The organism is Neisseria sp. (genome assembly GCF_030527965.1).
Taxonomy (GTDB): Bacteria; Pseudomonadota; Gammaproteobacteria; order Burkholderiales; family Neisseriaceae; genus Neisseria.
Window position 1 is genome coordinate 50,956 of the sequence record NZ_JAUMZU010000010.1, and the last position, 25,912, is coordinate 76,867.

Sequence of the window (25,912 nt, forward strand, 5' to 3'; positions counted from 1 at the left end):
CTGTCTGAAAATGTTACAATAACGTTTTTCAGACAGGCATTTTCATATATGGCCAAAGCCCCGAAAACCGTTTACCAATGCAGCGAATGCGGCGGCACTTCGCCTAAATGGCAGGGTAAATGCCCACATTGCGGCGAATGGAACACTTTACAGGAGAGCTTGGCCGCGCCGGAGCCGAAAAACGCCCGCTTTCAATCGTGGGCGGCCGAGGCTTCTCAAGTTCAGCCGCTTTCGCGGGTTACGGCGGTTGAAGTGCCGCGCAATCCTACCGGCATGGGTGAGCTGGATCGCGTATTGGGCGGCGGGCTGGTTGGCGGCGCGGTAATTTTGCTCGGCGGCGACCCCGGCATCGGCAAATCGACCTTGCTGCTGCAAACGATTGCGCGCATGGCTCAAAGTCGGAAAGTGCTGTATGTTTCGGGCGAGGAATCGGCGCAGCAAGTTGCCTTGCGCGCGCAGCGGCTGGAATTGCAAACCGAGGGTGTGAATCTGCTGGCCGAAATCCGCATGGAAGCGATTCAGGCGGCTTTAAAGCAGCATGAGCCCGATGTGGTGGTAATCGATTCGATTCAAACCATGTATTCCGACCAAATCAGCTCGGCACCCGGCTCGGTTTCGCAAGTGCGGGAGTGCGCCGCTCAGTTGACGCGCATGGCCAAACAGATGGGTACGGCCATGATTCTGGTTGGCCATGTAACCAAAGATGGCGCCATCGCCGGCCCGCGCGTGTTGGAGCATATGGTCGATACGGTGCTGTATTTCGAGGGCGATCAGCATTCCAACTACCGCATGATACGCGCGATTAAAAACCGTTTCGGCGCTGCCAACGAATTGGGCGTGTTTGCCATGACTGAGCACGGCTTGAAAGGCGTGTCTAATCCTTCGGCCATTTTTCTCGCCAGCTATCGCGACGACACGCCGGGCTCTTGCGTGCTTGTTACTCAGGAAGGCAGCCGGCCGCTGTTGGTTGAAATTCAGGCGTTGGTCGACGATGCGCACGGCTTCACGCCCAAGCGTTTGACGGTAGGGCTGGAGCAAAACCGCCTTGCTATGCTGTTGGCGGTGTTAAACCGTCATGCCGGCATAGCCTGTTTCGATCAAGATGTGTTTTTAAACGCGGTGGGCGGCGTGAAAATCAACGAGCCCGCTGCAGACTTGGCCGTTATCCTCGCCATGTTGTCGAGCTTTAGAAACCGCCCGCTGCCGGAAAGAATGGTGACTTTCGGAGAAATCGGTTTGAGCGGCGAAGTGCGCCCGGTGGCGCGCGGGCAGGAGCGCTTGAAAGAAGCAGAAAAATTGGGCTTCAAACGAGCCATCGTGCCCAAAGCTAACCTGCCGCGCAGCCAGAAGGAATTTCCCGGTTTGCAGATTCACGGCGTCGGTAATTTGCAAGAAGCGGTTCAATTATGCAGAGATGCGGCAGATTGAGCGGATTAAGGTTTTCAGACAGGCATTGGCCATTGAGTTTGCTTAACCTGTTGATAATCCGCCTTTTCCGCTTTCTCTGAATTTTGTTACACTAATGGCCTTCAGAGCCACACCAATGTCGATAGCGCTGGCTGCGACATTGCTTTTTTCACGGAAAAACGTATGAAAAAAAATCTATTCTCTACATCTATTATGCTTTCCGCTCTGTTGCTGGCGGCTTGTCAAAGCAAGGAGCAGCCTGTGCAGATATTCAAGGGCAGTGCGCAGGCCAAGCCGGTCAAGCCGATTGATAAAAGTAAAACATTTTTTAATGAAGCCGCGCCCAGCCCTGCGGTTACGGGGTTTAATGCGAATCCTAATGTGCAAAAATTCATCGATTATCAGGTCAAGCAAAATCATCTGAACCGGGCGGTACTGCAAAATTTTTTCGACGCAGTGATTTATCGGGGCAATGTAATCAGCATCATGGACAGACCGGGCACTTCGCGCCCGTGGTATGAATTCAAGCAGGGCAATTCCGGCGCGGCCAAAATCAACGGCGGCCGCCAGTTTTATGCAGAAAACCGCAATATTATTGATGATGTGGCAAGCAAATACGGCGTGCCTGCCGAATTGATTGTGGCAATTATCGGCATCGAAACCAATTACGGTGCCAATAAAGGCAATATTCGCGTGGCCGATTCTTTGGCAACACTGGCCTTTGATTATCCGCGCCGCGGCGAATTTTTCCAGCAGGAGCTGGCAGACTTTTTGGCTATGGCGGAAGAAGAAAAACGTGATCCGATGGAGTTTACCGGCAGTTTCGCCGGTGCGATGGGCATGCCTCAGTTTATGCCTTCGAGCTTTCGTAAATGGGCGGTGGATTATGATAAAGACGGCCGCCGCGATATTTGGGGCAATGTTGGCGATGTGGCGGCTTCGGTGGCCAATTATATGAAGGTTCACGGCTGGCAGAGTGGTGGTAAGATGGTGGTGCCGGTTGCGCTGGTGCCGGATGATAAATTGCAGACGATTATAGATGAGAAAACGGCGATGAACCGTACGGTGGGCGAGTTGAAAAAATTGGGGGTTACGCCGCTGGAAGCGGTTTCTGACAATGAAAAAGCCGTGCTTTACCGCTTGGAAACCAGCCCGGGCGTTTATGATTATTACATCGGTCTGAACAATTTTTATGCGGTATGGCAGTATAACCACAGCCGCATGTATGTAACTTCGGTGCGCGATATTGCTAATGGCTTGGGCGCCGGCGGCTTGTGATTGGCGGTGATTAAGGTAAAAATAAAATGCCTGTCTGAACATATCTTTCAGACAGGCGTTTTATTATTTTGTTGCCCGAAAGAAGCCTTTTGGCATAACGTTTAATGAGGTGCAACAGGCAGCCGAACCTGCACCAATAGGCCGCTTTCATGGGTGGGCGAGGCGTGGAGGCTGATACTTCCGCCGTAGCGTTCGGTCAACGTTTTGGCGATGGCGAGGCCAAGGCCGGAGCCTTCGGTGCCGGTGCCCAGAATGCGGTAAAACGAATCGAACACGCGTTCGCGTTCGGCAATGGGAATGCCGGGGCCATTATCTTCCACTTCCAGCAAACATGCGTTTTGCAAGGATTTAACACGCAAATCGACGCGGCCGCCTTCGCCGGTGTAATTGATGGCATTGTCGGCCAGCGTTTTCAGGAGCGTGTAAAACTCGGTTTCGTTGCCGATAAGCATAGCGTCTGCTTCGCCGTCGATGCCGAAATCGATACTCTTGGCTTCGGCCAGCGGGTAAAGATCTTGCACCACGCATTCGCAGATATGGCGTGCGGATAAAGTTTGCGAGGAAACGGTTTTGTTTTCCTGCTGAGCCCGGGCGATGGTTAGCAATTGTTCAAGCAGATGGCGGTTGCGGCGGATACCTTCACGCAGCGAGTCGAGCTGCGCTGCGGTTTCAGGCGGTAGATCGCGCTGCGATAAACGCTCCGCTTGCAATGAAAGGGCGGTCATGGGTGAGCGCAGCTCGTGGGCGGCATCGGCGATAAAGCGCTGTTGGCGGACGATGCCTTCTTTAATTTTATCGAACAAACGGTTGATGGCGGAAATAAAACCTTTGATTTCAATCGGAATGTTATTTTCTGATAATGGTGAAAGATCGTTCTCACTGCGGTGCGACAGGTTTTCAGACAGGCTTTTGATGGGTTTCAGGCTTAAATGTACGGCTAAAAAGCTGAGCAAAGCCAGAATGGGTATCAGCAGCAGAATCGGCCAGATAACCAGGCTGGCGCTGGTGTAGGCGGAATCTTGATAGAAGTCGTTTTCTTGCAATAAGGCCATGCGCTGGCCGTGGGCATCTTCGTAAATATATACCCGATAATCTTCTTTTTTATGAGTAATATTGTGAAAGCCGTTTGCCAAACCTTTCGGCAGAGGAATATCGTTTTTACGCGGCTGATCGACGGTTTGGAGATGTATTCGCACATCGTCGTCGATGTGGCCGTTATCCGGTTGCCCTGCGGTGGCGGCGAATTGAGCGGTTTGTTCCAGTAATTCGTCTTGCATTTCCCGGGCTTCGTGATAGACCACGAAAAAGGAGGTTATGCTGGCGGCAATGGCTGCCAGCATAACGGTGGCCGTTAGCCAGAGAATCAGGCGCAGTTGCAGGGAGGGCCGGCGTTTAAGCATGGTTTACTGCTGTTCGGCTTTAACGGCTTTAAGCAGAACTTTGCCTTGCGAGTCAACGATTTCCAAGCGGTTGTCGTTGATTTGATAGGATGAGGCGTTTTCAATCATGGTGGCAAGGCTGTTATCCAAATTCATCAATGGCTCTTCGCAGGCCATCAGCGTGCTGGCGGCATCAGATAGGTGTAGTTTGCCGTTTTGCGCCTGATATTGGCCGAACAGTGAATTGCAACCGCCGGCGGTATGGTAGGTTTTGTCTTGCGCTTTGAATTCGATGGATGCTGGATTTTCAGGGCGGATACGGTTGACTTCTTCAATCTGCCAGCGGCCTGCCAGAGTGGCGGCAGGGGCTGTATTGGTGGCGGTACAACCGGCGGTCAGTATGCCGGCCAGTAATAGGGGAATGAGTTTATTCATCGCAAACCTCGTTTTGCTATTGGTTTTCAGACAGGCATGGGAAGGGGAAGCCGTTCCGAGTGCCGATTCACAGATTGATTATAGATAATTTGAGCGTTTTTAGCTCTAAATTTCCTGTTTCTTCGGCACGAGCCAACCGACCCCGCGCACGTTTTTGATGCTGTCTGCGCCGAGTTTTTTCCGCAGGGCGTGGATAAGGTAGTCAATGGCGTTGCTTTCCACCTCTTCTCCCCAGCCGTAAATTTTGTCTTCCAGATTGGTGCGCGACAAAATCATGCCGGGGCGTTGAATTAAGGCATGGAAAATGGCAAATTCGCGGTTGCTGAGGATGATGGTTTCGCCTGTTTCCATATGGCGCACCTGATAAGTGGCCGGATTGAGCGACCAGATGCCGTTGTTCAGCTCGCTGTTGGCCAAGCCGTGTTGGCGGCGCAACACGGCGCGTATGCGGGCGAGCAATTCGCTCATGTCGAAGGGTTTGATTAGATAATCATCGGCGCCGCCGTCCAATCCGCGCAGGCGGCTTTCAAGATCATCGCGGGCGGTCAGAATAATCACGGGGATCTTATTGCCGTTGATGCGCAATTCGCTCAATACGTCTAAGCCGTCTTTTTTCGGCAGGCCTAAATCGAGCAGCATCAAATCGTAGCTTTGGGCCGCGAGCGCACTTAATGCCGCTGAGCCGTTTTGCGTCCAATCTACGGTGTGGCGCGCGTCTTTCAGGCTGCCGGAAACGGCTTCGCCGATCATGATGTCGTCTTCAACCAATAAAATGCGCATATCAGAATCCTCCCCGACGCGCCAGAATATGCTTTGTTCGTTTTTTGTTTTGCCAAATGGGGTTTGAAACTTGATGAAGTAGATTGTTGAAATTCATATACGTTTTCTTTTTGTGAAGGGGATGAATCGTTTTTCGCCGGCAATTTTGCCTGATTGTAACCGGAAAAAAACTGCAGGCTGATGTTATGCTTATGCCTGTCTGAAAACTGTTTTTTTAACCCATTCGGTTTGCATGGATAAAGTTAAGGCAGAAGCGACCAATCCTACCAGAAAGGCGCCTGCCATATCCAGCGGCCAATGTATGCCCAGATAAATGCGCGCCCAAGCAACGGATAGCGCAAGCAGCAACCAGCCGATGCCGAAAACACGGGTTGCCGGCAACCAGCAGAGAAACAAGATGCCGGAAAACATCGAGGTAAGGTGTTTACTCGGAAAAGACGGAGAGGGAGCATGCTCGAAGAAATGGGTGCCCAGCTTTTCAACAAACGGGCGCGGGTAGTGGAATTCTTTGCGAATCAGATAGCTGATGCCGATGCCGATAAGGGTGCTGAATAAAACGCCTAAATAAATGTGCTTGTCGGCGCGGTGTTTCCAAGCGAGATAAACCGATAAAATCAGAAAAAATGCGATAATCAGATATTCCGCCAGCCAAATGGCGGCTTCGACGTGAAACGTATCGGCGTTTGGGTGGGCATTGATTAAAATAAAGATTTTCCGGTTGAAGGAGTATAAGTTTTCAAGCATTTTGGTAGAGTGTGGAATGGATTTCCCGCTATTCTAAGAAATGAAAATTAGCATGGAATTAGGATAAGGCAAAAATGGGCCTTGATTCTTTATTTGCGTAAGTAAAAATGCCTGTCTGAAAATTCAGACAGGCATTTTCGTTTGCCTTGCACGCAAGCGGCGGCGATTTTTAGAAAGGCGCGGCTACTACAATACTTTGAAGTGTTCCGCCGCCGACATTTCCGGCAAGGTGCCGCCCAAGGCGGTTAGAATCTCGCGTTCCACCAGCCGCACGATGGCGTCCAGCGGCAAATCGTTATCCTGCGTGCCGAAAGGCTCTTCCAACTGGCTGCTCAGCGCATCCAAGCCGAGAAACATGTAAACCAGCCAGGCCACCATAAAAGGCGTCCACAAGCCTAATATGTTTTCAATGCCGAAAGGCAGCATGAAGCAGAAACTGTAGATGGCGCGATGCAGTAACACCGAATAAGCAAACGGCAGCGGCGTGCTGGCAATCCGGTCGCAGCCTGCCTGCACATTGCCCAATATGGCGATGGATTCGGTTAGCGAAGTATAAACGATATCGCTGATTTCCTGATTTTTCAGCGATTTGATCAATTCTTTTTGCATCATGCCCAGAATGAATTGCGGCGGGTTGATGTGATCGCTAGTCAATGTGTTCAGGCCGCTTTCGCCCAAATTGCCGTATTCGAGCAGGGATTCATGATATGCGGTTTCATGGCGCAGCCGGTCGCGTAACAAACGGGTAAACAGAATGGTTTGGCGCAGCAGGCGTTCGCGGCGGGGCATCGGCAGAATCTGGCTGTCGCGTATTAACCGGCGCTGTGTTGCAATCAGCGTGCCCCATAGCTTGCGCCCTTCCCACCAGCGCTCGTAGCAGGCGTTGTTGCGAAAGCCGAGGAAAATGGAAAGAATGATGCCGAAAATGGTAAAGCCGAGAACCGGCGGGGTGGGGATGGAAAACCATTTGTAATGAGCCACGATGCCCAATAAAACGGATACGGACGATAAGCCGATAATGGCGGGCAGCACTTTGGGCAAAATGGTGCCGTGCCATGCAAATAAGAGGGAAAGGGTGGTTTTATCGCGGATAATCATGGTAAGTGGAATGAAAAGGAACGGTGCAATTCCGAATAGCAATTATTCAAACATCTTATTAATTCTTTTATGAGCGTATGAACAATTTGAGGTGCTTTATTTTTATGGGCTGATTATACCATTTGATACGAAATCGGTTGGCAATTTGAATGTCTGGAAAACGGCTTATTAAAATATTAAATTTAACGGGCTTGAAGTATTGGAGCCAATATTATATTGCTTAAATAAAAATCGAGCGGCAAACGGTGCAATAGGTATTTGGTTTTTTGCGCCGTTTACAGCCCGATTTGCAATTTATTTAATGAAATAAACCATTCAAACGCTCAGATAGGTTTGAATTAGCTCCTCGGTCAGCTCATGCCCTTTGCCTTTTGCAACGCAATGGCCTCTTTCGAGCAACACGAAATTGTCGGCCAAAATATTAATCAAATTGAGCTTTTGCTCAACGATTAATACAGTTAAGCCCCATTCTTGGTTAAGACGGCGGATAACTTTGGTAATGTCGTCTACGATATTAGGCTGAATGCCTTCGGTCGGCTCGTCTAAAATCAATAAGCTCGGGCTCAACACCAAGGCGCGGCCTATGGCAAGTTGTTGTTGCTGCCCGCCGGAAAGGTCGCCGCCACGGCGATGCTTCATATCGAACAACACCGGAAACAATTCATAAATCATGTCGGGAATATTTCGGCTGGCGCTTTTATTGCGTTTGTTGTGAACGGGCAGGCCGATTTTCAAATTGTCTTCTACTGTGAGCTGAGAAAAGATTTGCCGCCCTTGCGGCACATAAGCCATGCCGTGATAGGGGCGTTTTTCCGGCCGTTGCTTCTGCAAATCGACATCGCCGTACTGCAATTTATCCGCTTTGGCGGCAACTTGCCCCATAATCGATTTCAGCAAGGTGGTTTTGCCGACTCCGTTGCGGCCTATGATGCAAGTGCATTCTTTTTCCGGGGCGGTAAAACTGATGCCGTGCAGAATATGGCTCTGGCCGTAATATTGGTTGAGGTTTTCAACAGATAACATAAGTTTTCCTTTTAAGCGTTTTTCTCTTTAATTTTGAGAAATGCGGATATTGGTTTGGATGCCGGCTTGGCTTTAAAAACCAAGCCGTTTTTCAGACAACCTTAATGGCTGCCGCCCAAATACACATCAATCACTTGTTGGTTGTTCTGCACTTCAGACAGGCTTCCTTCAGCCAGCACACTGCCTTGGTGCAAAACGGTTACTTTCCGCGCAATCTTGCGAACGAATTCCATATCGTGTTCCACTACCACCACGGCTTGCTTCCCGGCCAAAGAAGTAAGCAGCTCGGCCGTTCGATCGATTTCACCGTGCGTCATGCCGGTTACCGGCTCGTCAATCAGCAATAATTGTGGTTTCTGCATCAAAAGCATGCCTATTTCCAGCCATTGCTTCTGACCATGCGATAAAACACCGGCCTGATTGTTTCGGGTTTCTGCTAAACCGATGGTTTCCAACACCTGATCAAGCAAATCGTTTTGTTCGGCGGAAAGCTTGCGGCCTTGTCCGAAAAATGCGCCGAATATGCTTTTACTGCCTGCTGCTGCGAGAGATAAGTTGTCATACACGCTGAGAGATTCAAATACGGTCGGCGTTTGAAATTTTCGACCGATACCGGCGCGGGCAATTTGCGCTTCGTCCATCTCAAGCAAGTTATGGCTTTGCCCCAGCCAAACGTTGCCCTGATCGGGGCGTGTTTTGCCGGTAATGATGTCCATCATGGTTGATTTTCCGGCACCATTCGGGCCGATGATGCAACGCAGCTCGCCTTTATCGATGTATAAATTGAGCCCGTTAATCGCTTTGAATCCATCAAAGCTGACGGAAACGTCTTCCATATATAGAGTGTATTTGTTATCGATATGCAGGTTATCGAAACGGTTTTCTCGGGCTGCGCTCATGCTGTTTTCTCCTCAGTGATTTGATTTCCATCTGACGGTGTTGCCGCTTGCTGTTCTTTTTTTGCCAATAAGCCGGCAATGCCTTCTTTCAGGAAGATGGTTACCAGCACGAAGAGCGCACCTAAGAAAAATAACCAAGCATCGGGAAAAGCCGCGGTCAGCCAGGTTTTGGCATAATTGACCACGAATGCGCCGATAATGGCGCCGAATAAAGTGGCGCGGCCGCCCAGCGCAACCCAAATAATGATTTCGATGGAAGCCAACGGCGCAAACTCGCTCGGATTTATGATGCCGACCTGCGGCACATACAATGCCCCGGCAACCCCGGCAATCATGGCGGATAAAACAAAAATAGCCAATTTGACATGATCGACACGGAAACCAACGAACCTAACCCGCATCTCAGCATCGCGAACGGCAATCACCAGCTTGCCCAAACGGGAATTCATAATATTCCGCAACAATCCGTAGGTAGCCAACACCGCAACGCCGGTAATGGCGAATAAAGCAACGCGCGTGGTATCGGAAGTTAAGCTGAAGCCTAGAATATCTTTGAAATCGGTCAGCCCGTTGTTGCCGCCGAAGCCCATTTCATTACGGTAAAACGACAGCATCAAAGCATAAGTCATCGCTTGGGTAATGATAGACAGATACACACCGGAAACACGCGATCTGAAACACAACCAGCCCAAGATAAAAGCCAAGAGCCCGGGGATGAACAGCATCATGACAAACGCCCAAATAAAATATTCGCTGCCCATCCAAAACCAGGGAAGTTCCGTCCAGCCGAGAAACACCATAAAGTCAGGCAGGCTTGCATTGCCATAAGCGCCGTTGGCGCCGATTCCTCGCATCAAATACATGCCCATTGCGTAGCCGCCCAAGGCAAAGAATGCACCGTGCCCCAAGCTGAGGATGCCAAGGTAGCCCCAAGCCAAATCAAGTGCCAGCGCCAATAAGGCATAGCAAAGGTATTTGCCCAATAGGGTCACGATATAAGTTGAAATATGCAGCGCACTACTGGAGGGAATTAATAAATTTCCGATCGGAACAATCACAATTAAAAGAACCAACAAAGTCAGGGTAATTTTGCCTAAGCGCGGTTCACGTTTGAACGCATTGAAAACGATAGAATTCATTCGACACCTCTACCTTTTTGTGGAAACAGACCACGTGGATATTTTTGGATAAACAAAATAATCAATACCAACACAACGGCTTTAGCTAAAACCGCACCCAACCAAGGCTCGAATAATTTATTTATCACGCCCAACGTCAGCCCGGACACCAGCGTTCCCCACAGATTGCCTACCCCGCCGACCACCACCACCATAAACGAATCAACGATATACTGTTGCCCCAAATTAGGGCCTACGTTGGTCAATTGGGATAAAGCGACACCGGCAATACCCGCAACGCCCGAGCCCAAGCCGAAAGTCAGCATATCGACTTTTCTGTCGCTGATGCCCATGGCGCGCGCCATATGCCTGTTTTGAGAAACCGCACGCACTTCCAAGCCGAGGCGGGTGCGTTTCATCACCGCCAATAAAGCGAAGAAACACAGCATGCAGAAAATAAAGATGTAAACACGATTCCATGTGATGGATAGCCCGGGAAAGATATCCCACGCACCGCTCATCCAACTTGGGCTTTGAACCAATCTGTTGAGCGGAGAAAAAATACTGCGAACAGCTTGTTGCAATATGAGGCTGATACCGAAGGTGGCCAGTAATGTTTCCAACGGTCGGCCATATAGATAGCGCACAACGAAGCGCTCAATCAATACGCCGATAAAGCCGCTTACAATAAAGACAACCGGCACCGAAATAGCAAGCGACCAAGCAACCTGGTTTGGCATCAAAAGCTGAACCACATACGCGCAATAGGCGCCAATCATCATTAGTTCGCCGTGTGCCATATTAATCACGCCCATCACGCCGAAGGTAATGGCCAAACCGATGGCGGTCAGTACCAGCACTGAGCCCAAGCTCAAACCGAAGCTTAAGGTTTCAACGCCGCTTAGTAGATCGAGCTTGGTTTGAATAGACGATATTGCTTTTTCCGCTTGTGCTTTCAAAGCTGGGGTAGGGGCTTTTTGCGCATAATTTTTCAAGGCGGCCAAGTTTTCTGCCAACGCCGTATCGCCTAAAGCACTGATGGCGGCGGCATGGCGGCTGGTGTCGTTACTTTGTAAATCCGAACGTGCAATATAAACTTCCATTAAAGAGCGGATGCTTTTGTCGCTTTCTTTCGGTAGTGCCGCTTGCACTTGAGCCAAGGCTGCAGCATCATTTTTTTGCAGCATTTGCTCGATGGCTTTTTTACGTTGTTCGGGCGCGTTGCTGAGTAACGCGTTTTTGGCCACATAATTGCGAATCCACTGCCGGATTTTATTATTGATGGTTACTTTTTTCGTATTCGAAGGTTGGGCGGCGGCAGGCTCCAATGTTTCTATGGATGTATAGTTATCGGCGGCTTCATCTTTAATGAAAAACTGATTCCCCGCCGTTACCAATCTGCCGTCGGCCAATGCGTTTAAGATTTCCAAGTGATGGGGATGCTTAAATGAGGGCAGTGATTCCACAGCCGCTTGTTTTTCTGAAAAATTATTCGATAGCAAGCCTTGTAAGGCTGTCTGAAAATCTTTTGGCGCCGTTTGGCTGTTGCTATTAATGGTGGTGTTTGTCGCAGAAGCGGCACCTTCATCTGCTAAAGCAGGAAGGGAAATCAGGTTTAATGCAAGGATCAGCAAACAGCTGCCAAATGCATTTATGAGTTGAGGCAAAGACTTCATAAATCGTCCTTTTCTGTTTTATCAGCGTAGATATCCGTATAAAAAGGCTGTCTGAAATTTCATTGCATTTTCAGACAGCCTTAGTCTTATTTATTTAACGCCCGCAGTACATTTTTTAGCGACTTTATCGTAAGCACCGCATTTCACAGACTCGCTCCAGTCGGCAATCAGATTTTTCGATTCGTTCAACAGCGGAGACCAAGCTTCGCCGGCAACTTCGCCTTCAGTTTGCCATACAACGTCAAATTGGCCGTTATCTTGGATTTCACCGATGAATACAGGCTTCGTAATCATATGGTTGGTCAGCATTTTGGCTTTGCCGCCGGTCAGATTCGGCACTTCAATACCGAGCAGAGCTTTTTTAACGGCATCAACATCGGTTGAGCCTGCTTTTTCTACCGCTTTCACCCACATGTTGAATCCGATGTAGGTTGCTTCCATCGGGTCGTTGGTTACCGCATTGTCGCTTTTCTTGTATGCTTTCCAAGCTTTAATAAATGTGCTGTTTTCCGGTTTATCAATGCGTTCGAAATAATTCCAAGCAGCCAAGTGGCCGACCAACGGTTTGGTATCGATGCCCGAAAGTTCTTGTTCGCCTACCGAGAAGGCGATAACCGGGATTTGCTCGGGCGTAATGCTTTGATTGGCCAGTTCTTTATAAAAAGGAACGTTTGCATCGCCGTTAATGGTGGAAACAACAGCCGTTTTGCCGCCGCTACCGAATTTCTTCACATCCGATACGATGGATTGCCAGTCGGATTGCCCGAACGGCGTGTAGTTCACCATGATGTCACTCGCGGCAATGCCTTTGGATTTCAGATAGGCTTCTAAAATTTTATTGGTTGTTCTGGGGTAAACGTAGTCGGTGCCTAACAGGGCAAAGCGCTTAACGCCTTGTTCTAACAGATAATCAATGGCCGGAATTGCTTGCTGGTTCGGCGTGGCGCCGGTATAGAAAATGTTGCCGGAAGATTCTTGGCCTTCCCATTGCACTGGATAAAACAGGATGCCGTTCAACTCTTCAAAGACGGGCAGCATGGATTTACGCGAAACCGAAGTCCAACCGCCGAAGGTAACGGCCACTTTGTCTCTGGCTAACAATTCACGGGCTTTTTCCGCAAACAAAGGCCAATTCGATGCAGGATCAACCACAACGGGCTCTAATTTTTTGCCCAAAACGCCGCCTTTAGCATTTTGTTCGTCAATCAGCATCAACACCGTATCTTTTAAGGTGGATTCTGAAATCGCCATGGTTCCGCTTAAAGAATGCAATATGCCGACTTTAATCGTGTCTTTACCGGAAGCAGCTTGCGGCGCCGAGCCCGGTTCGGCTTGGCTTGTTTGCTCCGCTGATTTTTGGCCGCAGCCGCATAGCAGTAAGGCCGAACAAAATACTGACAATAAAAACTTACGTTTTGTCATCATAGTGGTTATCTCCAGAAGTTGAGGGGTAAATCCAATGTAACTAATCAAATTCGTATCTATTTTTCTTGTGTAACGCTATTCATCTAATTTTTTCAGTGTTGAGTCAGTTAGATTTCTGTATTTTTCGCTTAACGGAAAAAAGCGGCCGTAAGCGGAGAAACTTGTTCCGTATAAAGTTTTGCTACGGCTTCCTGCATTAGGGTTTGCAAAGCCTGGGCATTGTCGGATAACGCTCGCAAGCACAATGCGTGATGGTTGGCTTGAGTAATGCCCCATAACACCCCTTTGCCGTTATCCGTAAATTGTGTAGATAAATCTTCGTAAAGCTGATCGACCATCAGGCGGATTTCGGATGAAGCCAAACCGGTGTCGACATAAAATAGATTAAGCTGATGGGTGTAGTGCTCCATCTGCCCGATAACATCCAGCGCGTATTTTTGCGGTTGCCATTGGATGTTGTCGGTAACTACTTCTGCTCCGTTATGACGGATATTCAAATGGGAAGACAGATAGGCAAAAGCAAAACGTTCATCGTTCAATATCCGACCGGCTGCGATGATTTCGCCGTAGAGCAAAGTACAACCATCGCTCAATTCAATATCGGTGGTCTGGATTAAGGTGCTGTCTTTGTGCAAAACCAACGGATGAGGCAGGTAACACAATTTGCTGTGCGGTGCCTGTCTGATAAGGGTGCGCTGTTGCGCTTTTTCTCCCTTATCCATGCTCAAAACCCGTGTAAACGCCTGCGTGTAGAAAGACAGGGCAGTATGTTCCTCAAGGCTTATTTCGGTATCAATCACATCTCCCGCCAACAAGCCCGGCGAAGATGACATCTGTACTACATGCAAAATGCCGTGCTGTTGTGGCGGTAAGGCCAATAGTTTCAGCGGTGGTGTTGCAAAACTGTTGTTGAGTATGGTTTGCCTGTTACGAGTTTGGGTCGATAGGGTTAGCTTGGCATGCATAATCAATCTATATCCGTGTCAGCTCAAAACAGTTCGATCGCATAAGTAAGTAGCCGAGCTATTTAGCGTACCAAGCCGGCTGGTTCGTCGATGTTTTCCAGCAGGGCATACTTACGAATCCAACCGATAACATCTTGCAAATGCTCATCTTTCATTAAATTGGTAAAAACAAACGGTTGCCCTTTCCGCATGCGTTGCGAATCCCGTTCCATTACTTTCAAATCAGCGCCTACAAACGGAGCAAGATCGATTTTATTAATGACCAATAAATCAGAACGAGTAATGCCGGGCCCGCCTTTGCGCGGAATTTTTTCGCCTTGGGCGACATCAATCACAAAAATGGTCACGTCGGCTAAATCCGGGCTGAACGTAGCAGAAAGGTTATCTCCACCCGATTCGATGAATATGATTTCAACGTCGGGAAAGCGAGCCACCATTTCATCAACGGCTTCCAGATTCATGGAAGCATCTTCGCGTATCGCGGTGTGCGGGCAGCCGCCGGTTTCAACACCCATAATCCGTTCGGGAGGAAGCAAGCTATTCTTAGTAAGAAATTCGGCATCTTCACGGGTGTAAATATCGTTAGTGATAACGGCAATACTGTATTGAGAAGCCATTTGGCGGGTAAGCCGCTCGATTAAAGCCGTTTTTCCTGCTCCTACCGGGCCGGCAACGCCGATTTTGATATAGCTGCGCATGGGTTGTTCCTGTCTTCGTTTTTACAAAACAGATTTAGATGTTTGGTTTGGATCGCGTTAGCCGGCCAGCATCATGCTCAATCCGGCAGCACCAATTGCCGTACCGACTATGCGGTTTACCCATACATTTTTATTGAGTAAAAGACCTGCAAAGAAACCGGCGGCATGCAAGGCTGCGGTGCTGAGAATGAATCCGATGGCATAGAGGCCTGCGTTGCCGTGCATTTCCGCACCATGTGCCACGCCATGAAATAAAGCGAATAAACCTACTACAACGGCGGCTATACTAGCCGGAATGCGTTGCGCCCAAGCGGCAGCCAAGCCGATAACCAACACAGAGGCGGCGATGCCTTGCTCAGTCATTGGAATTTCGCCGCCATTGGCCCCGATTAAAAAACCGACCGACATCACGCCGACAAAGCTGGCCGGAATCAGCCAGCGTGCTTTGCCTGAAAATGAAGCCGCCCATAAACCGACAGCCAGCATGGCGAGAATATGGTCTAGCCCGCTAATTGGGTGTAAAAAACCGTGCACAAAGCCGCTTGCGTCTCCCTCATGCCCCGGATGGGCAAAGGCCATAGCGGATGCAGTTAAGAAAGCAACAGAAGCAAGCAATTTTTTCATGGGTAAAGTTCCTTATTTTTTAATGAGAAAAGTCAATTAATCGTAATTCCAGTTAGCCGGGGCGGCATTAACTCATATACAAGCGGGAATACAAACGTTCGTGTTGCATCGCGCGAATGTCGCTGGCTATGCAGGCCGCACCCAGCCAAGTTAAATCGGGTTTCAGGCTTAAATCGACTGCTTCGGCGATGGCCTGACGCAATTCAAATAAAATATCTTGCCCGTCCATCTGGCTGAGCGGAATCAGCTTAACGCCGTTGGTTACCGCGCCGACTGCAGCGTTATAGTAAAAAGCGGTCAGCGTTTGGTCTTTCGGCTGTTTGCTTATCGCTGCGAGTAAACCGAATACCACGGGGTAAAAGCCTTGAATCTGTTTCTGTTCTAAGGCCGTCTGAAAAGCAATTAATAAATCATGTTTTTCATAGCGGGCAAAAATCTTTAATAATCTGCCGCCTAATTTGGCAGTGGCTTCGCGGATTTCCCGTGGCGCTTTATTGCTGCCGATTTTTTTATCAAGCCGGATAAGTGCTTCAATATCGGCGTTTGCTGCCGCTTCGTAAGCCAGAGCCACATAAGCGCCGTCGTTGTGAACCCAGTTTTGAAACAATTGCGTCAACACATACGATTTCAGATGCGCCGCGTTGGTCACAATGCCTTGCTGAACAAAGGTTTCCAATCCTCCGGAATGATTGAAGCCGCCGATGGGCAGGGTGGGGTCAACCAAATGCAGCAGGGCGGTCAGCTTAGTACTCATGATGATGGTGGCCTGCGTGATGGTGGTGAGAATGGCCTCCGGCACCTTGAGCCGAATTGGCTTTCAAGGCATGGCTTAATCTGCGGCAATCCTGTTTGGGCTGAAAGCCGGCAGCCTCCAACCAAAGAAACATGGGTTTATCGTAAGGCATAATCACTTCGTTACCGTCCAGAAACAAAGGAGAATGCTTGTTGCCGATTTCATAGCAAACCCGTGCCATATCCGGCAGTGTTTTCGGCGATAAAACAATCACTTCACTAGGCTTTATGGCAACATTAATAGCCAATTTATTATCGGCATGAACCAAATCACCGTGCGCCAAGCGTTGGCCTTCGCGCAGCAAACGAAAGGCAACGTCACGCCCGCTGGCCGTTGTTTTTCGCAGAATACGGCGATCCGCTTCATACCATTCGATTTCTACGGTATCTCTTTCCGCTTCCGGCGGCACTGCGGTATTTTCTGGGAGAATATCTTCAATAATCAGGTTCATAGGTATCTACTTATCAATGCAATATTCAAGCATGCAAAAAATCATTTTTGGGTTGGTTAGAACAAGAAATAGCGTTGTCCCAAAGGGAGTTTGGAGGCAGGTTCGCAGATGATGTGCTCACCGCTAACGCATACTTGATAGCGCTCCGGATCAACGGTGATTTCCGGCATAGCGTTGTTGTGCACCAAATCTTTTTTGCCGATATTGCGGCAATTTTCCACTGCAATAGTTTGTTTTTTCAGGCCGTATTTTTCACGGATATTGGCTTCAACGGCGGCTTTCGATACGAACAGCACCGCTGTTTCTGTTACCGCATGCCCGTGTGCGCCAAACATCGGACGGTAGATAACCGGTTGTGGCGTCGGGATGCTTGCGTTTGGATCACCCATGCGGGCGTAGCTGATGAAACCGTTTTTAATGATGATTTCCGGTTTAACGCCGAAAAACGCCGGTTTCCACAATACGATATCGGCCATTTTCCCCACTTCAATCGAGCCGACATGCTGGCTGATGCCGTGCGCAATCGCCGGATTAATCGTGTATTTCGCGATATAACGTTTAATCCGAAAGTTATCGCTGTCTTGTTCGTCTTCAGGTAAGGCGCCGCGTTGCTGCTTCATTTTGTCGGCCGTTTGCCAAGTGCGTAAAATCACTTCGGCAGGGCGCCCCATTGCTTGTGAATCCGAACTCATGATGGAAAAAACACCCATATCATGCAGAATATCTTCGGCGGCGATGGTTTCTGGGCGGATGCGGCTGTCGGCAAAAGCCACGTCTTCTGCCACGCGTTTATCCAAGTGGTGGCACACCATCAGCATATCCAAATGTTCGTCGATGGTATTGACGGTATAAGGGCGCGTCGGGTTGGTAGAGGCGGGCAATACGTTGGGATACATGGCGGCTTTGATAATATCGGGGGCATGACCGCCGCCGGCGCCTTCGGTGTGAAACGTATGGATAACCCGCCCGTCAATCGCTTTCATGGTGTCTTCCAGAAAGCCGCCTTCGTTGAGCGTATCGGTGTGAATGGCGATTTGAACATCCATTTCGTCGGCTACTGTCAGGCTGGCATCAATGACTGCGGCCGTAGCGCCCCAGTCTTCATGGATTTTCAGCCCCAGTGCGCCCGCTTCGATTTGCTCGCGCAGGGGAGCGACGGAAGCGCAATTGCCTTTGCCGAAAAAGCCGAGATTCACAGGATAGGCTTCTGCGGCTTGCAACATGCGCTGCAAATTCCATGCGCCCGGTGTAACCGTGGTGGCGTTGGTGCCGTCGGCCGGGCCGGTGCCGCCGCCAATCATAGTTGTGATGCCGCTTTCTATCGAATGGGCGATTTGCTGTGGGCAAATATTATGGATGTGCGTATCAATACCGCCGGCGGTAGCAATCAAATGTGCACCGTTGTGCACTTCGGTTGCCGCGCCGATAATCATATTGGGTGTTACGCCGTCCATCGTGTCGGGATTGCCCGCTTGGCCTATGCCAGCAATCTTGCCGTTACGCATGCCGATATCGGCTTTAATAATGCCAGAGTGATCGATAATGACGACATTGGTAATCACAAAATCCAAAACGTTTTCATCTGCACGCGGTGCGGTAGCCGATTGCGCCATGCCGTCGCGTACGGATTTCCCGCCGCCGAATTTGCATTCGTCGCCATAGGTCAACAAGTCTTGTTCGATGGTGGCAAATAGATTGGTATCGGCCAAACGGATTTTGTCGCCAACCGTCGGGCCGTAGGTGGCGATATATTGGGCACGCGGGATGGTGAGTGCGGCCTTGCCGTCGGTTTTCGGTATGGCGACTTGCCCGTTCACACGGTTATGAAAGCCATGCAGGTTTTGATTACCGCCGAAAGCGACCAGCTCAACTGTTTTGCGCTCGCCCGGCTCGAAGCGTACCGCATTGCCGCTCGGGATATTCAAGCGGAAACCTTTGCTTTGTTCGCGATCGAATTGCAGCGCCGGATTGGTTTCATAAAAATGAAAGTGGGAGCCCACTTGAATCGGACGATCGCCAAGATTCACCACTTCTAATATGCGAGTAGCCCGATTGAGATTCGCGGCGATATCGCCTTGTGAAGGAAGGTATTCTCCGGGTTTCATCATATTTTTTCTTTCTTTGTAAATCTTAGAGCTTGTCTGAAATCATGTGGATTCAGGCATTTATCTATAGTGTTTATCGCCCGCATTGATTAACGAATCGGCTGGTGCACCGTTACCAATTTGGTGCCGTCGGGGAAAGTCGCTTCAATCTGCACTTCGTGCACCATATCGGCCACGCCGTCCATCACATCGTTTGCCGTCAGAAGGGTGGCACCGTATTGCATCAGTTCGGCCACGCTCATGCCATCTCGAGCGGCTTCTTGCAAATGGCTGGAAACATAGGCGATGGCTTCCGGATAGTTCAGCTTCAAACCGCGTGCACGACGTTTGGCAGCCAATTCTCCTGCCAGAAACAACATCAATTTTTCTTGTTCGCGAGATGTTAAGTGCATGAAGGTATCTTTCTTTCTTTTAGTATGAAAACGTTGATGGGTAAAACCACCATCATTATTCGAGTGGTTGGGGCTTTGAAAGGATAGTACACAGGTCAAGAAAGATTGTCGACAATTTTACATTGTAAATTTATGAAATGATTGAATCGGAAGGTAATTAAATAAATCAGGCTGTTTTAGGCATCAGGTGTCATTCGTAATTTGATGGGTTTGGGCAAACAAATGCCTGTCTGAAAGCTTTGCATCGGCGTTTCAGACAGGCATTTGTTTTTGTCTTTTGATAGTTAAGCTATTGATATGGTAAATATTCTGATTGAAAAATTCTTTTGACTACAATCGCTAAAAAGGCTGTCTGAAAACATTTCAGACAGCCTTTTTATTGTGAAAAAACGGTAACGATCAGATCAGTTTTGCGTTAACCCAATCAGCTACGCTTGCCAATGTCTGCGGCAATTTGTCGGCATCTGTGCCGCCTGCCTGCGCCAAATCCGGTCGGCCGCCGCCTTTGCCGCCAACTTGTTCGGCGGCAAATTTAACCAAATCGCCGGCTTTGATTTTTGCGGTCAGCGGTTTGGAAACGCCGGCACACAGAGCCACTTTACCGTCGTTTACCGATGCCAGTAAAACCACGGCTTTATCAGATTTGCCGGTTAAGTCGGTTACGATATCGCGCAAGGCGCCTGCATCTGCCTCGATTTGTGTAGCGACCAACAAAGCACTGCCCAAGTCTTTAGCGTTGTCGAGCAGTTTGGCGCCGGCATGTTTAGCCAGTTCGGTTTTTGCCGCTTGCAGAGCTTTCTCAAGCTGCTTGGTGCGTTCGGAGCCTGTCTGAATTTTTGTCAGCACGTCTTTTTCGGTTTGTGCTTTTACTTCGGCAATAATGTCTTTCAGTAGGCGCTCTTGATTTTGCGCCCATGCCAAAGCGGCTTGGCCGGTAATCGCTTCGACGCGGCGGATGCCGGCGGCAATACCGCCTTCGCTGATGATTTTGAAGCAGCCGATATCGCCGGTGCGTGCAACGTGCGTGCCACCGCAGAGCTCGGTGGAATATTGATCCATTGTTACCACGCGCACGAAGTCGCCGTATTTTTCGCCAAACAGCATCATGGCGCCGGTTTTCTGGGCTTCTTCCATGCTCATGGTTTCGATGCGGACGGGCACGTTTTGCATAATGGCATGTAAAACCCGACGTTCCACTTCGGCGATTTCTTCCGCGCTGATGGCTTGCGGATGGGAAATGTCGAAGCGGGTCAGCTCGGCATTTTGCAGCGAACCTTTTTGTTCGACATGCGTACCCAATACCTCGCGCAGGGCTTGGTGCATTAGGTGGGTTACGCTGTGATTTTTTGTAATAGCATCACGGATGTGTTCGTTTACTTGAGCCACAACGCTGTCGCCGACCTTCAGGCTGCCTGAAACCACCCCGCCGAATTGTCCGTGCACCGAGGCTTTGATTTTTTGCGTATCAACCACCTCAAACCGGTGTTCTCCGCTGAAAATGTAGCCTACATCACCAACTTGCCCGCCGCTTTCCGCATAAAACGGGGTGTGATCGAGCACGACAATACCGCTTTCGCCTGCCTGTAATTCATCAACCGCTTCGCTGCCTTTATACAAAGCCAAAATGGTCGCTTCGCATTCGCGTTTGTCATAGCCGTGAAACTGGCTGTCGGCGCCGTTGTAGGCAACTTGGGCGTTGGCTTTGAAGCTTTGCGCGGCGCGGGCGCGGTTGCGCTGAGCCTCCATTTCACGTTCAAAGCCTTCTTCGTCTAATTCAATACCTAATTCCCGTGCCATATCGGCTGTTAAGTCGTAAGGAAAACCGTAGGTATCGTAGAGTTTGAACACCATATCGCCGGGCATAATCAATTTGCTGTTGGCAATGTTTTCGCGAACATAGCGTTCCAAGGCAAGGGCATAGGGATATTTGGGATACTGTGAAAGATCGTCGGCTTTGCGTAAATCGGCAAGCTCGGCTGCATTCAGGGCATCGTTGAAATCCAGCACGATGCTTTCGTTCAGGCTGTTGGCCACGTTGGGGCGAATCACAATTTGCTTATTGCCGCTATGCGAGCGGGAAGCAGCGGTAAATGCGGTGCCTTCTTCTGTGGAGAGGCTCAAAGGCGAGCCGGCACCATCGGCAGGCAACAAGCTTTCTAATTTTAAAAACTTCATGCCAAACCAAACTTGGTTAAACAAGCCCATGCCTTTTTCCAGCGTTTCTCCGAAACGGGTTTCTTCACCGCGCAAGGCTTCCATAATTTGCGTTTGCTTTTCTTTCAGCTCGGGATAGGCCGCGCCCATTTCTTTAACCAAATCGGGCACCAGTTTGTAGAAAAACGGTTGTTTCTGACCGAGCTTGTAGCCGTGGCGTACGGCACGGCGGATAATGCGGCGCAATACATAACCGCGGCCTTCATTGCCCGGCATCACGCCGTCGGCAATCAGGAAGGAGCAGGCGCGGATATGGTCTGCAATCACTTTCAGGCTCGGCTGCTCCATCGTGAATTCAATACCGGTTTCACGGGCGGCGGCTTTAAGCAGGTTTTCAAACAAATCGATTTCATAATTGCTGTTAACGTGCTGCATCACCGCGGCCATACGCTCCAAGCCCATGCCGGTATCAACGGAAGGCTTGGGCAGCGGGTTCATATTGCCGGCTTCGTCGCGGTTGAACTGCATGAATACGCAATTCCAGATTTCGATGAAACGGTCGCCGTCTTCTTCAGGGCTTCCCGGCGGGCCACCCCAGATGTGGTCGCCGTGGTCGTAGAAAATTTCGGAGCAGGGGCCGCAAGGGCCGGTGTCGCCCATTTGCCAGAAGTTGTCGGAGGCATACTTGGCACCTTTGTTGTCGCCGATGCGGATGATTTTTTCCGCCGGCATGCCGATTTCGTTGAGCCAAATATTGTAAGCTTCTTCGTCTTCAGCATAAACGGTGGCCAAAAGCTTTTCTTTCGGCAGGTTCAGCCACTCGGAGCCGGTTAGAAATTCCCATGCAAAATGAATCGCATCGCGTTTGAAATAATCGCCGAAAGAGAAATTGCCCATCATTTCAAAGAATGTGTGATGGCGGGCGGTATAGCCGACATTTTCCAAGTCGTTATGCTTGCCGCCGGCGCGCACGCATTTTTGCGCGGTGGTTGCGCGGCTGTATGGGCGTTTGTCGAAGCCGAGAAAAACATCTTTAAATTGGTTCATGCCGGCATTGGTAAAAAGCAGGGTAGGGTCGTTATGCGGCACCAGGCTAGACGAACGAACAATGGTGTGGCCTTTTGATTCGAAGAATTTCAGGAATTTTTGGCGAAGTTCTGCTGTTTTCATAGTAATTTCTGGGTATGGGTTGAAACGGTTTCAGACAGGCATTTTGCTTATGAACATGCCTGTCTGAAAAACTGGAAAAATATTTTGTAATCTTACCGCAGTTTTGATATGACGCCTATCCTGAAACAGAGGGTTTTGCAAGCTGCCGGCGGGTATTTGTCATATTGTTGACAATCCAGATGGAAAGATTCAGAATCCGCACAGTTTTTGCAATCTGCCGGATTGTGATTTTCTAAATATTTTATTCCTTATCCCGCTACTTATTAATGAAAAGGTCAAATTATGTTCTCAAAAAGCGTAACCATTGCAAAATATGATCCGGAGCTGGCGGCGGCTATTGCCGACGAAGTTCAGCGCCAGCAAGACCATATCGAATTAATCGCTTCGGAAAACTATGTAAGCTGCGCCGTGATGGAAGCTCAGGGCAGCCAACTGACTAACAAATATGCCGAAGGCTATCCGAACAAACGTTATTATGGCGGCTGCGAATATGTAGACGTAGCCGAACAGCTGGCAATCGATCGTGTGAAAAAATTGTTTGGTGCTGAATATGCCAACGTACAGCCGCATTCCGGCTCGCAAGCCAATCAGGCCGTTTATGCTTCCGTGCTGAAACCGGGCGACACGATTCTTGGCATGAGTTTGGCGCACGGCGGCCATTTGACTCACGGTGCATCGGTTAACATTTCCGGCAAACTTTACAACGCGATTACTTATGGTTTGGATGAAAACGAAGTGTTGGATTATGCCGAAGTAGAGCGTTTGGCTTTGGAGCATAAACCGAAGATGATTGTGGCGGGTGCTTCTGCCTATGCCTTGCAAATCGATTGGGCGAAATTCCGCGAAATCGCGGATAAAGTGGGTGCTTATTTGTTTGTTGATATGGCGCATTATGCGGGCTTGGTCGCTGGCGGCGAATATCCGAATCCGGTGCCGTTTGCCGATTTTGTGACCACGACCACGCACAAAACCTTGCGCGGCCCGCGCGGCGGCGTGATTCTGTGCCGCGACAATACGCATGAAAAAGCCCTGAATTCGGCTATTTTCCCAAGTTTGCAAGGCGGCCCGCTGATGCACGTGATTGCGGCCAAAGCGGTAGCGTTTAAAGAGGCATTGGAACCCGAGTTTAAAGAATACGCCAAACAAGTGAAAATCAATGCGGCCGCGATGGCGGAAGAATTGGTTAAACGTGGTTTACGCATTATTTCTGGCCGCACTGAAAGCCATGTGTTTTTAGTTGATCTGCGCGCTAAAAATATCACCGGCAAGGCGGCTGAAGAAGCTTTGGGTAAAGCTCATATTACGATTAATAAAAACGCGATTCCAAACGATCCTGAAAAACCGTTTGTGACCTCCGGCGTTCGCGTTGGTGCGGCGGCCATTACCACTCGCGGCTTTAAAGAGGCCGACGCCCGTGAATTGGCTAATCTGGTCGCTGATGTTTTGGAGAACCCGCAAGACGAAGCTACGCTGAAACGTGTTGCTCAAGCAGCAACGGCTTTGTGCGCTAAATATCCGGTTTACGGCGCTTAATCACTGTTTATCTATAAAACCGGTAAAAATGCCTGTCTGAAAATTTCAGACAGGCATTTTTTATAACATTCAATAACAAAACTAGTCTTTGCTGTTATATATCAAATCGATTGTTATTTATTGCTTTACCTTTGAATGAAACTAGTATAGAGGCTTGGCTTTTTATGCTAATCATGCAACAATCATAGGCAATCAACCATCATCGTTTCCCTTAAATTTAATCACGTTTCGGCGTGTTAGATTTGTCAACCTCAAGTTTTCACAAGGAGTATACATAATGAGTAAAAACACTTGGCTTCATATCGGTTTGGGCAGTTTTCATCGCGGCCATCAGGCATGGTATCTCAATGAATTGATTAAGCAGGGCGACGATAGTTGGAGTATTGCAGCGGGTAATATCCGCGATGATAGCGAGCATACCATTCAAGCCTTATCGGCGCAGAATGGCGAATATGTATTGGAAACCATCAGCCCGAGCGACGAGCGCCAATATGAGGTGATCAAATCCATTCAAAAACTGATTCCTTGGCAGGCCGATTTGGCACCGTTGATTGACGAAGGCGCTAAGCCCTCGACCAAAGTGATTGCCTTTACCGTAACCGAATCCGGCTATTATCTCGACAGCAATTTCAAACTGGTTCAAAACGATCCCGCATTGAAAGCCGATTTGGCAGGTGGCAATCAGACCATCTACGGCATCATCGCCAAAATCCTTAAAAAACGCATGCAGCTCGCTGATGGCGATGTAACTTTGCTCTGCTGCGACAATGTGCGCCACAACGGCGAGCGGTTTCACGACGGCTTGGTTGAGTTTCTCGGCCTGACCGGGCAAAACGACATTGCTGAATGGATGAAAACACACGTTACTACGCCCAACACCATGGTTGACCGCATCGTGCCGCGCCCGGCAGAAGATTTGCCTGCGCGGATTAAAGAGAAAACCGGCATTTCCGATAAAGCACCGGTGATGGGCGAATCGTTTATTCAATGGGTTATCGAAGATAATTTCAAAGATAACGTGCGCCCTGCGTTGGAAAAAGTTGGTGTAGAGCTGGTTGAATCGGTTATTCCCTATGAAGAAGCGAAAATCCGCGTGTTGAACGTGCCGCATGCGGCGATTGCTTGGGCCGGTACGCTGCTGGGCGAGTTGTACATCCACGATAGCACCAATCTTGATACGGTAAGAAAAATCGCCTACGATTATGTAACCGAAGATGTGATTCCCAGTCTAGGTAATGAATTGATTGATTTGGGTAAATATCGCGATGTCGTGTTGGATCGTTTTACCAACCCTCACATCAAAGATACCAATCAGCGCGTTGCAGCCGACGGCTTCTCCAAAATTCCGGCGCAAATTCAGCCGACTTTGATCGAGCGTTTCAAACAAGGAGCACGCCCCGCCGCCACTGCCAAATTGCCCGCTCTGTTTTTCATATTTATGGAGCGTTGGCACCAAGGCAAATTGCCGTTTACCTACCAAGACGGCATTCTCGACGAAGCGGCCGTGCATGCCATGTATGAATCCGCCGATCCGGTTCATGTGTTTGCCAGCGATAAGGCTTTGTTTGGCGAATTGGCCGGAAAACCTGAATTTGAAGCGCTGTTGCGCGAGCAGGTCGATGAAGTTCGCAAGCTGGTAGGATAATCAAATAAAACGGGCTGATGGAAACAGCCCGTTTTTTTCAGACAGGCATTTGTTTAAAATAAAAACACTCAATTTAATCATAATATTTTTTAGGTATAATGATGTAAAAAACAAAGGAGA

Annotated in this window: 21 protein-coding genes and 2 pseudogenes; 4 read left to right on the plus strand and 19 right to left on the minus strand. The window is 49.3% G+C overall.

Annotated elements, in window-relative coordinates; translation table 11 throughout:
* The first annotated feature begins 48 nt into the window (after window positions 1-48).
* Both radA and mltB read left to right on the plus strand, forming a co-directional pair.
* A complete protein-coding gene (gene radA, locus Q4A84_RS05900; protein WP_303088004.1) occupies window positions 49-1,428 on the plus strand; it encodes a DNA repair protein RadA in 1,380 nt (459 codons plus the stop codon).
* Window positions 1,429-1,590: 162 nt separating this feature from the next.
* Window positions 1,591-2,685 carry a lytic murein transglycosylase B gene (gene mltB / locus Q4A84_RS05905; RefSeq protein WP_303088005.1) on the plus strand — a complete coding sequence of 365 codons (1,095 nt, stop codon included), beginning with the start codon at window positions 1,591-1,593 and terminating at the stop codon, window positions 2,683-2,685.
* A 101-nt stretch (window positions 2,686-2,786) separates the two neighbouring features.
* Here the strand turns inward: mltB and Q4A84_RS05910 are convergent, their stop codons facing one another.
* The 19 genes and pseudogenes from Q4A84_RS05910 to alaS form a co-directional block, all read right to left on the minus strand.
* The gene (locus Q4A84_RS05910; RefSeq protein WP_303088006.1) at window positions 2,787-4,085 is read right to left on the minus strand and encodes a HAMP domain-containing sensor histidine kinase; all 1,299 of its coding nucleotides are present in this window, start codon (window positions 4,083-4,085) and stop codon (window positions 2,787-2,789) included.
* 3 nt (window positions 4,086-4,088) lie between these two features.
* Entirely contained in the window at window positions 4,089-4,499 is a 411-nt protein-coding gene (locus tag Q4A84_RS05915; RefSeq protein ID WP_303088007.1) for an META domain-containing protein, read from the minus strand.
* Window positions 4,500-4,604: 105 nt separating this feature from the next.
* Window positions 4,605-5,279: a response regulator transcription factor gene (locus tag Q4A84_RS05920; protein ID WP_303088008.1), complete on the minus strand. Its 675-nt coding sequence runs from the start codon at window positions 5,277-5,279 to the stop codon at window positions 4,605-4,607.
* Between the two features lie 189 nt (window positions 5,280-5,468).
* Window positions 5,469-6,023, minus strand: a complete 555-nt coding sequence (locus Q4A84_RS05925; RefSeq protein WP_303088009.1) for a phosphatase PAP2 family protein — start codon at window positions 6,021-6,023, stop codon at window positions 5,469-5,471.
* 186 nt (window positions 6,024-6,209) lie between these two features.
* Window positions 6,210-7,121: a bestrophin family protein gene (locus Q4A84_RS05930; protein WP_303088010.1), complete on the minus strand. Its 912-nt coding sequence runs from the start codon at window positions 7,119-7,121 to the stop codon at window positions 6,210-6,212.
* Between the two features lie 315 nt (window positions 7,122-7,436).
* Window positions 7,437-8,144 carry an urea ABC transporter ATP-binding subunit UrtE gene (gene urtE, locus Q4A84_RS05935; protein ID WP_303088011.1) on the minus strand — a complete coding sequence of 236 codons (708 nt, stop codon included), beginning with the start codon at window positions 8,142-8,144 and terminating at the stop codon, window positions 7,437-7,439.
* A gap of 101 nt (window positions 8,145-8,245) precedes the next feature.
* A complete protein-coding gene (gene urtD, locus Q4A84_RS05940) occupies window positions 8,246-9,043 on the minus strand; it encodes an urea ABC transporter ATP-binding protein UrtD (RefSeq protein WP_303088012.1) in 798 nt (265 codons plus the stop codon).
* On the minus strand, window positions 9,040-10,182 hold the full coding sequence (gene urtC, locus Q4A84_RS05945; RefSeq protein ID WP_303088013.1) for an urea ABC transporter permease subunit UrtC: 1,143 nt from the start codon (window positions 10,180-10,182) through the stop codon (window positions 9,040-9,042). Before urtC ends, urtD begins: the two co-directional genes overlap by 4 nt.
* A complete protein-coding gene (gene urtB, locus Q4A84_RS05950; RefSeq protein WP_303088014.1) occupies window positions 10,179-11,795 on the minus strand; it encodes an urea ABC transporter permease subunit UrtB in 1,617 nt (538 codons plus the stop codon). The genes urtC and urtB overlap by 4 nt, the downstream gene beginning before the upstream one ends.
* Window positions 11,796-12,011: 216 nt before the next feature.
* Window positions 12,012-13,262, minus strand: a pseudogene (gene urtA, locus Q4A84_RS05955) (urea ABC transporter substrate-binding protein); the annotation flags it as partial.
* A gap of 128 nt (window positions 13,263-13,390) precedes the next feature.
* The gene (locus Q4A84_RS05960) at window positions 13,391-14,227 is read right to left on the minus strand and encodes an urease accessory protein UreD (RefSeq protein WP_303088052.1); all 837 of its coding nucleotides are present in this window, start codon (window positions 14,225-14,227) and stop codon (window positions 13,391-13,393) included.
* 62 nt (window positions 14,228-14,289) lie between these two features.
* Window positions 14,290-14,925 carry an urease accessory protein UreG gene (ureG, locus tag Q4A84_RS05965; protein ID WP_303088016.1) on the minus strand — a complete coding sequence of 212 codons (636 nt, stop codon included), beginning with the start codon at window positions 14,923-14,925 and terminating at the stop codon, window positions 14,290-14,292.
* Window positions 14,926-14,982: 57 nt separating this feature from the next.
* A complete protein-coding gene (locus Q4A84_RS05970) occupies window positions 14,983-15,549 on the minus strand; it encodes a HupE/UreJ family protein (protein WP_303088017.1) in 567 nt (188 codons plus the stop codon).
* A 67-nt stretch (window positions 15,550-15,616) separates the two neighbouring features.
* Window positions 15,617-16,348 carry an urease accessory protein UreF gene (locus tag Q4A84_RS05975; protein ID WP_303088018.1) on the minus strand — a complete coding sequence of 244 codons (732 nt, stop codon included), beginning with the start codon at window positions 16,346-16,348 and terminating at the stop codon, window positions 15,617-15,619.
* Window positions 16,293-16,793: an urease accessory protein UreE gene (ureE, locus tag Q4A84_RS05980; protein WP_303088019.1), complete on the minus strand. Its 501-nt coding sequence runs from the start codon at window positions 16,791-16,793 to the stop codon at window positions 16,293-16,295. Before ureE ends, Q4A84_RS05975 begins: the two co-directional genes overlap by 56 nt.
* Window positions 16,794-16,849: 56 nt before the next feature.
* Window positions 16,850-18,610: an urease subunit alpha gene (gene ureC / locus Q4A84_RS05985; protein WP_368389564.1), complete on the minus strand. Its 1,761-nt coding sequence runs from the start codon at window positions 18,608-18,610 to the stop codon at window positions 16,850-16,852.
* Window positions 18,596-18,898 (minus strand): annotated as a pseudogene (locus Q4A84_RS11005) (urease subunit beta); the annotation flags it as partial. The gene ureC and the pseudogene Q4A84_RS11005, both read right to left, overlap by 15 nt.
* A gap of 89 nt (window positions 18,899-18,987) precedes the next feature.
* Window positions 18,988-19,290, minus strand: a complete 303-nt coding sequence (gene ureA / locus Q4A84_RS05990; protein ID WP_303088021.1) for an urease subunit gamma — start codon at window positions 19,288-19,290, stop codon at window positions 18,988-18,990.
* Between the two features lie 399 nt (window positions 19,291-19,689).
* Complete coding sequence (gene alaS / locus Q4A84_RS05995) at window positions 19,690-22,614, minus strand: alanine--tRNA ligase (RefSeq protein ID WP_303088022.1); 2,925 nt, start codon at window positions 22,612-22,614, stop codon at window positions 19,690-19,692.
* Window positions 22,615-22,896: 282 nt separating this feature from the next.
* On the opposite strand from alaS, the gene glyA reads away from it, so the two are divergent.
* Together glyA and dalD are read left to right on the plus strand one after the other, a co-directional pair.
* Window positions 22,897-24,147, plus strand: a complete 1,251-nt coding sequence (gene glyA / locus Q4A84_RS06000) for a serine hydroxymethyltransferase (protein WP_303088023.1) — start codon at window positions 22,897-22,899, stop codon at window positions 24,145-24,147.
* 277 nt (window positions 24,148-24,424) lie between these two features.
* On the plus strand, window positions 24,425-25,792 hold the full coding sequence (dalD, locus tag Q4A84_RS06005; RefSeq protein ID WP_303088024.1) for a D-arabinitol 4-dehydrogenase: 1,368 nt from the start codon (window positions 24,425-24,427) through the stop codon (window positions 25,790-25,792).
* Window positions 25,793-25,912: the final 120 nt, after the last annotated feature.